Here is a 7598-nt window from a genome sequence, read left to right as displayed (position 1 = left end):
GAGGTGAGGCGGGCGGTGTTGTCGAGGTACTTCTGGTACCAGGGCCTCGCCAGCCAGTCCGCCAGCTCCAGTTCGTGGCTGTGCTCCCGGTAGCCGGCCACGATCTCGTCCAGCCGGCCCACGAAGTCCCGGTCGACGACCATGAGGTTGACCTCGTGGTCGAGCACGAAGGAGCGGATGTCCATGTTGGAGGACCCGACCACCGCGGCATCGTCGTCGATGAGCACGAACTTCGAGTGCAGCACCCAGGGAGCCTGGTACAGGAAGATGCGGATCCCGTCGCGGATGAGCATCTCGTAGAAGGACCGCTGGGCGTGGTGGGTCAGGGCGTGGTTGGAGGTCTCGCCCATGTACAGGTCCACCTCCACACCGCGGCCCACCGCGGTGCGCAGGGTGTTGTACATCGAGTCGTCGGGCACGAAGTAGGGGCTGCACACGGTGATCCGCTCCCGGGCGGAGGCGAAGAGATGGTTGAACAGCTGCTGGTTGGACTCCTGGGCCAGCCCCGGCCCCGAGGGCAGCACCTGGCACACCAGCTCCCCCGGGGAAGACCGGTCCGGGGTCGATGCCGGGGCCCGGTCGGTTCCCAGGACCATCTCGTCGGTCTCGCAGTACCAGTCCGTGGCGAACAGCGCGTCCAGGTGCCCGACCGCCGGTCCCTGGAGGCGGACCATCATCCCGATCCACTGCAGGCCCTGCCTTTTGTTCTTCTTCTTGTTGTAGGAGCGGTCGATGACGTTCTGCGACCCCGTGAACGCCACGACCCCGTCGACCACGAGGATCTTGCGGTGGTTGCGCAGGTCCGGGCGCTGGTACTGCCCGCGCCAGGGCCGCACGGGCAGCATCCGCCGCCAGTCGATCCCCGCCTCCTCGAGGCGGCCGAGGAGGTCCTTGTACCCGGGATAGCCGGCCGCACCGAGGTGGTCGACGAGCACCCGCACGGTGACCCCCCGGGCATGGGCCTCCTCCAGGGCGGCGATCACCGGCTCGGTCGTGGGATCGGCCACGGTGATGTAGAACTCGAAGTGCACGTAGTGCTGCGCGCCCCGGATCGTCTCGGCCATCGCGGCCAATGAGGCGTCGTAGTCGTCGAGGACCTCGATCCGGTGCCCGCCGGCCGCCGGGAACGCGCCGTTGTGCTGGTTCAGCCGCACCGTCTCGGCCGCCCAGTCCGGCATCGCCTCGACCTCACGGGCCCCGGTCCCGGGGCCGTGGGCGTCGACCAGTTCTGCCGCCTGTCGCTGCTTGTGCTGGCGGTCCTCGGGCAGGTCCGCCCGGCCCAGGAGAAGGAACACCAGCCCGCCCAGGATCGGGAAGAAGAAGATCACCAGCAACCAGCCCCAGGCCGCCGAGGGCCGCCGGTTGTGCGGGACCGTGCCCAGGGCCACCAGACGGATGACCAGGTCCACGGCGAAGAACGTGATCGTCGCCCAGGGCGGGACGGTGCTCCACAGCAGGTGAGGAATGTCCATCCGCCCACCCTACGGGCACGCCCACCCGCAGGCCCCTGGTCCCCGGTGCAGAGCAGAGCTCCCGTCACGGCCGGCTGCCGCGCGCCTGAACGCGGCGGCCCGGACGGTGCGGACCAGACCTCCCACGAGGCGCTGCTAGCGTGGCCGGAACAGTCCCTGACCGAGTGACCTGACGCCGGTGAACCTTGGTGGTGGGTGCATCAACCGCCACCGTCGGTGGCCGCGGGAGCGGGTGCCGTCGGATTCTTGGAGCAGCCACCTGGCTGCCAGCCCTTCCCGACATGCCACACCACAGCCCAACTGTCCCGGCCCACCGGTTCGTGCGGATTCGTCCTGAGGTGCAGGCGGAGAATACCCGGGACGACCCAGTCATCCCGCCAGTCACCGTGTAGAGAAGGAGAAGAGGATGAGCGGCAGACTCAGCAGCGGGGCCGGACCCCGTGACAGGACCGCCGCCGCGTCGTGGGTGATCTTGTCCGGCGCGGCCGTGGCCACCCTCGGTGCTGCTGTGCGGTTCCTCGTTCCGGCTTCCCGCCCGGCGGACGGCCCGGCCGGGGTCCGCACCGATGACGGGGTGGAGCTGTGGACGGAGGTCCTGGGCCGGGCGGACGGCCCGGTGACCGTGGTGTTCGCCCACGGGTTCGCCTCCCACGCCCAGGAGTTCCGGTACCAGTGCGAAGCCCTGGAACGGCGTGCTCGGGTGGTGGTCTTCGACCAGCGCGGCCACGGCCGCAGCGGCTGGGGGACCTACCGGTCGGCCACCATCGACCGGCTGGGCCGGGATCTGGGGCAAGTCATCGACCAGCAGACCGGCGAAGGACCGATCGTGCTCGTAGGGCACTCCATGGGCGGGATGGCGGTCATCTCACTGGCCGGTCAGCGCCCCGAGATCTTCGGGGGCCGCATCACCGGGGTGGCCCTGCTGTCCACAGCCGCCGGACACCTGCCGAAGATGGAGATGCCCGACCGGGTGGCGCACGTCGCCGTGCGCGCCGGCCTGGCCCAGGCAGCGGCGTGGTCGCTGTGGCTTCTCGCTCCAGCCATCGATCGAGTGGCTCCGTTCCGCCGGTCCTGGGGGCGCCGATGGTTGCTCAAGCAGCTCTTCGGTGACGACAGGCCCTCGCCCGAGGTCTTCTCGGCCGTGCAGGACACGTTGACCCGCACCCAGCAGTCCGTGGTGTCCGCCTTCTACCCGGCCATGGTGGCCTACAACCGCACCGATTCCCTGAGCGTCTTCCGGCGCATCCCGACGCTGGTCCTCACCGGCGACCGTGATCGGACCATCCCCTGGCAGCGCGGCCAGCACCTTGCCGAGACCATCGGGGACGGTGCCCGCTTCGTGAGCGTCCCCGGCGCCGGGCACATGGTCAACCTCACCCACGCCCAGGCCGTGAACGATGCCCTCGCCGAGCTGCTGGACCGCACGGAGACGGACGCCCAGCCGAGCTCATCCTCCTGAGCCCCGTGAGGACTCTGCCGACTCACCGATCCACCGGAGAACGGCCAGAGGACTGATTGCTCCTGGGCAGTCGGTGGAGTAGGTGTGGTCCATGAGCGCACCGAACCCTGACCAGATCTACGACCGCGCCAAGGACGAGGGAGCACGGCGGCTGTCCATGCCACCCCTGGAACAGGCCTCGACCGGGTTCATCGCCGGGGTCACCATTGTCTTCGGCATCGTCGCCCTGTCCATGGCCGAGGAGCTGATCGCCCCCAGCTTCGGCACCGGCCCCGGCAAACTGGCCGGCGCCATGGCCTTCGGCACCGGAGTGGTCTTCCTCGTCATCGGCCGCTCCGAGCTGTTCACCGAGAACTTCTTCGACCCCGTCGCCGCCGCCATCGACCGACAGGGGGCCTCGGTCTGGTTCCGGCTGGGGCGGCTGTGGCTCCTGGTGCTGGCGCTCAACCTCGTGGGCGGGACGGTCATGGCCGCGATCTTCACCGTCGAAGGCGCCCTGCCCTCCGGGGCCCACGAGGTCCTCGTCGCTGTGGCCGAGGACATCGCGACCAAGAGCGGGTGGGCGACCTTCGCCCGGGCCATCGCCGCGGGCACGCTGCTGACCCTGCTCTCCTACCTGCTGCACGCCGCCGACTCCGCCACCGCCCGCATCGTGCTGGCCTACCTGGTCGGAGTCTTCCTCGCCCTGGGTCCCTTCGACCACGTCGTCGTCTCCGGGTTGCACCTGCTCTTCGGCATCTGGCTCGGTGCCGCCGTCACCTACGGGGACCTGGGACAGAACTTCGCCCTGGCGGTCGCCGGGAACCTCGTCGGCGGGCTGCTGCTGATGACCCTCACCCACACCGTCCAGGCCAAGAGCTCCCCCGGCTCCGACTGACCCACCCCTGGTGCCGACCAGAGGCATCATGCCCCGGCTGCCGATCAGCCGGTCAGCCGGTCACGGGACGATCACAATGTGCGCCGGCCCGGCCCGCGGGCAGCATCTTCGTTGTTACGGTCGGGGACCAGCCGATCCGCACGCCCCGGGGTTCCCCGTTGGCGGCCCACCTGCAGGAGGTTCACCGTGACATCGTCCCGACGCCCCACACTCCGCACGACCGCCGCAGCCGCCCTCGCCGTCGCCGGTCTGGGACTGACCTCCTGCGGCGCGGGCACGACAGACACGGCAGACCCGGTCGAGGAGGCCGAGAGCACCCAGGAGGACGGGATCCTGGAAGGCGGCGAGCCGACGGAACCTTACATCGGCCCCTACGACAGCGCTTTCGTCGACATGCGGGAGGACTACGGCGGCATGGAGGTGATCGTCACCGGACAGGTCCAGGAGACCGTCGCTCCCGTGGGCTTCACGATCACCGGTACTGAGGACACCACCCTGGCGCCGCTGCTGGTGTTCTACAACCCGGAGGAGGCCAGCCCCGAGGCCGGAGAGACCGTGGCGGTCACCGGCACGATCCACGAGGTGTTCAACCCCCCGGTGGTCGAAGAGAACGTGGGAGGAGATCCAGGTCCCGATGAACTGGCGTACTACCACGGCCAGCCCTTCCTGCGGGCCGATAACGTGACCGTGGCAGAGCCACAGGACGCGACTCCGAGCAACTGACCCACCACGGGCACGGCAGCAACCCATGCGATGCTGCCACCTATCCGGCCAGACTGTCGGGGCACCATCCTTCATTGGAAAGCCACTTGCCCAGTCCGAAGGCTGTCACCCCGAGGTGTGGCAATGATTCGACCAGCTTGCTTTCCTGCCGACGACACGTGACAACTGCCCCCGTGGCGGCAGGCAGTTTCCAGGGGTCCCTGCAACACCGGTGTTGCTCACCTGTTGAACCCCAGATCACGCCAGACGTTCGGCTGGGGTCACCCCAGCCGAGCGCCTGCGTGGCCGGGAGCTGACTTCCGTGGCGGAATGGGCCACGTCGGCGGATACGTCCATGGACAGGACGGTGCCCCTGATGAGTACAGGCGCTGCAGCCCGGTGGTGTTCTCGTGGATGTCGCGCCGCCCGGGACTGGTCGCGTCGAAATGGGAGACCGGCATCCTGGTGGTCCTCGAGAAGGGCCGGCGGGCGGTCAGCTGAGGCATCCAGCTCCCGACGGACCGCCCGCCCCACCAGGGGGTGCCCCTGACCACCCGGCCGGTAGCGTGGAATCCATGGACTCCGACACACTCGTCAACCTTCTGCTCGTGCTGGCCTTCGTCGTGGTCGGGGGTGTCTTCGCCGGCACCGAGATGGCGATCGTGAGCCTGCGGGAAAGCCAGATCAAGCGGATCGAGCGCTCCGGCCGGAAGGGCGCCCGCACCGCCGCACTGGTGCGGAACCCGAACCTCTTCCTGGCGGCCGTGCAGATCGGCGTGACGGTGGCGGGGTTCTTCTCCTCCGCCTATGGGGCCTCGACCATCGCCCCCGACGTGGCGCCACTGTTCCAGCGGGTCGGGCTGTCCGAGACCGCCGCGCAGACCGTGGCGTTGATCGGGATGACGCTCGTCGTCGCCTACCTCTCCCTGGTGTTCGGGGAGCTGGTGCCCAAACGCCTGGCCATGCAGCGCTCCGTGGGGTTCACCCGGATCCTGGCCCCGCCGCTGAACCTGTTCGCGAAGCTGATGCGCCCGGTGATCTGGTTGCTGTCGGCCTCCACCAACGCGGTGGTCCGTCTGCTCGGCGGGGACCCGCACGCGGCCACGGAGGAAGTCTCAGCCGACGAGATCCGGGAGATGGTCGTGGACACCCGCGGCATCGGACCGGTGTCGCGGTCGATCCTCACCGACGTCTTCGAGGCCGGGGACCGTCGTCTGGCCGAGGTCATGCGCCCGCGCACCGACGTGGCGTTCCTGGACGGCACCCTGCCCGTCACCCAGGCCTACCGCACCGCCCTGTCCCTGCCGCACTCCCGCTACCCCGTCACGGGCGAGGACATCGACGACATCCTGGGCTTCGTGCACATCCGCGACCTCGTGGTGGTGGACGCCGACGGTGATGGGGTCATCGAGGCCCCACCGCGCACCCTGGGCGAGATCGTGCGCCCGGTCCCCTTCCTGCCCAGGACCAACCACGTGCTGCGCACCCTGCAGTTCATGCGCAAGGGAGGCCACCACATCGGGATCGTGGTCGACGAATACGGCGGCACAGCCGGCATCGTGACCCTGGAGGACCTCGTCGAGGAGCTCGTGGGCGAGATCTACGACGAGTTCGACACCGGGCCCCGCGAGCACGAGGACACCGTGCTGCGCAAGGGCGAGGCCGTCCTGGTGGACGGCGGGCTGATCATCCAGGAAGTACCGGCCGAGACCGGCCTGACCATCCCCGAGGGCCCCTACGAGACCGTGGGCGGGTTCGTCATGGAGCGTCTGGGCCGGATAGCCCGCCCCGGCGACGCCGTGGAGGTGGACGAGTACCGGCTCGAGGTCCTGGCCACCGACCGCACCCGCGTGGAACGGGTCCGGATCACCCGCCTGCCACCGGCGGGGACCACCGCCACCGATCGGGTCGAATGAGCCCCCCGGGAGTGCGCCGAAACCGGTCGCCCGCACACAGGACCACGCTCCAGCCGGCAGCTCGCCACAGCACCACTGTGGCGCTCCCTCTTCCACCGGCTGCTCCCGGCGTCTCCTCCGGAGTGTTCCCCACTCCGTCACCCGGCCGAGGGCCACGCAGTCTGGGATATGTCCTTCATGACAGCGGCGGCACGGGGCCTCGTATACAATCGGGAAAGCTTTAGGGGAGTATCCCTCAGCGCTGTGGACGTCAGTACGTCGGGGAGTCGATTCCCGGCCGGACGCAGCGGCCGAACTCGGCAGCACGGACCGGAGAGGTCCCTGCGGAGCGGCGGAGAGACTTACGGCGGTCCTGTAACCGACCCGGAAAGCACACCTCTTATGGACGTCTCCACCACCGTGTGGGCCGTGACGATCGTCGCGATCGTCGGCCTGCTGCTCTTCGACTACGTCTTCCACGTGCGCAAGGCGCACGAGCCCCAGCTGAAGGAAGCCGCGATCTGGTCGGCGATCTACGTCGGCCTCGCCCTCCTCTTCGGCCTGTTCGTCCTCATCCAGTGGGGTGGCCAGTACGCCGGGGAGTACTACGCCGGGTACATCACCGAGAAGGCCCTGTCGGTCGACAACCTCTTCGTCTTCCTCATCATCATGGCCTCCTTCAAGGTCCCCCGTGCGGACCAGCAGAAGGTCCTGCTCTTCGGCATCACCTTCGCCCTGATCGCCCGCACCGCCCTGATCTTCGTGGGCGCGGGGCTGATCAACCAGTTCGCCTGGGTCTTCTACCTGTTCGGCCTCATCCTGCTGCTGACGGCCGGGTCCCTGATCAAGGGCGAGCTCTCGGACTCGGCCCACGACGAGGCCGACAACTTCATCATCCGCACCGCCAAGCGCTTCATGCACACCTCGGACGAGTACGACGGCGACAAGCTGTTCACGATCGAGAACGGCAAGAAGGTCATGACGCCGATGCTGCTCGTGATGGTGGCCATCGGCGGCACCGACGTCCTCTTCGCCCTGGACTCGATCCCCGCGATCTTCGGCCTCACCCAGCAGACCTACCTGGTGTTCACCGCCGTGGCGTTCTCGCTGATGGGCCTGCGCCAGCTGTACTTCCTCATCGACGGGCTGCTGGACCGGCTCATCTACCTCTCCTGGGGCCTGGCGATCATCCT

At 68.8% G+C, this 7598-nt stretch carries 6 protein-coding genes; 5 read left to right on the top strand and 1 reads right to left on the bottom strand.

All coding sequences use genetic code 11. The annotated features are described in order from the left end of the window. The coding region (cls, locus tag ACH9D2_RS15440) for a cardiolipin synthase (RefSeq protein WP_396363705.1) at positions 1 to 1472 on the bottom strand (1472 nt) is incomplete at its 3' end. A 406-nt stretch (positions 1473 to 1878) separates the two neighbouring features. Between cls and ACH9D2_RS15435 the strand changes: the two genes are divergently transcribed. The 5 genes from ACH9D2_RS15435 to ACH9D2_RS15415 form a co-directional block, all read left to right on the top strand. After that, the gene (locus ACH9D2_RS15435) at positions 1879 to 2931 is read left to right on the top strand and encodes an alpha/beta fold hydrolase (protein WP_396363704.1); all 1053 of its coding nucleotides are present in this window, start codon (positions 1879 to 1881) and stop codon (positions 2929 to 2931) included. Between the two features lie 91 nt (positions 2932 to 3022). Further along, a complete protein-coding gene (locus tag ACH9D2_RS15430; protein ID WP_396363703.1) occupies positions 3023 to 3808 on the top strand; it encodes a formate/nitrite transporter family protein in 786 nt (261 codons plus the stop codon). Positions 3809 to 3994: 186 nt separating this feature from the next. Beyond that, entirely contained in the window at positions 3995 to 4531 is a 537-nt protein-coding gene (locus tag ACH9D2_RS15425; protein ID WP_396363702.1) for a hypothetical protein, read from the top strand. 554 nt (positions 4532 to 5085) lie between these two features. Further along, positions 5086 to 6426 carry a hemolysin family protein gene (locus ACH9D2_RS15420; protein WP_396363701.1) on the top strand — a complete coding sequence of 447 codons (1341 nt, stop codon included), beginning with the start codon at positions 5086 to 5088 and terminating at the stop codon, positions 6424 to 6426. 381 nt (positions 6427 to 6807) lie between these two features. Next, a partial coding sequence (locus ACH9D2_RS15415; protein ID WP_396363700.1) for a TerC/Alx family metal homeostasis membrane protein occupies positions 6808 to 7598 on the top strand: 791 nt, incomplete at its 3' end.

Source organism: Kocuria rhizosphaericola (genome assembly GCF_044462205.1).
In the GTDB taxonomy this organism is placed as follows: Bacteria; Actinomycetota; Actinomycetes; order Actinomycetales; family Micrococcaceae; genus Kocuria; species Kocuria rhizosphaericola.
Note: the sequence above shows the minus strand (reverse complement) of the source record. Positions and strands in the feature narration are given on the sequence as shown.

Excerpts from the sequence above, each read along its gene's own strand:
- ACH9D2_RS15435 (WP_396363704.1), top strand. The coding sequence starts at position 1,879 with ATGAGCGGCAGACTCAGCAGCGGGGCCGGACCCCGTGACAGGACCGCC.
- ACH9D2_RS15430 (WP_396363703.1), top strand. The coding sequence starts at position 3,023 with ATGAGCGCACCGAACCCTGACCAGATCTACGACCGCGCCAAGGACGAG.
- ACH9D2_RS15420 (WP_396363701.1), top strand. The coding sequence starts at position 5,086 with ATGGACTCCGACACACTCGTCAACCTTCTGCTCGTGCTGGCCTTCGTC.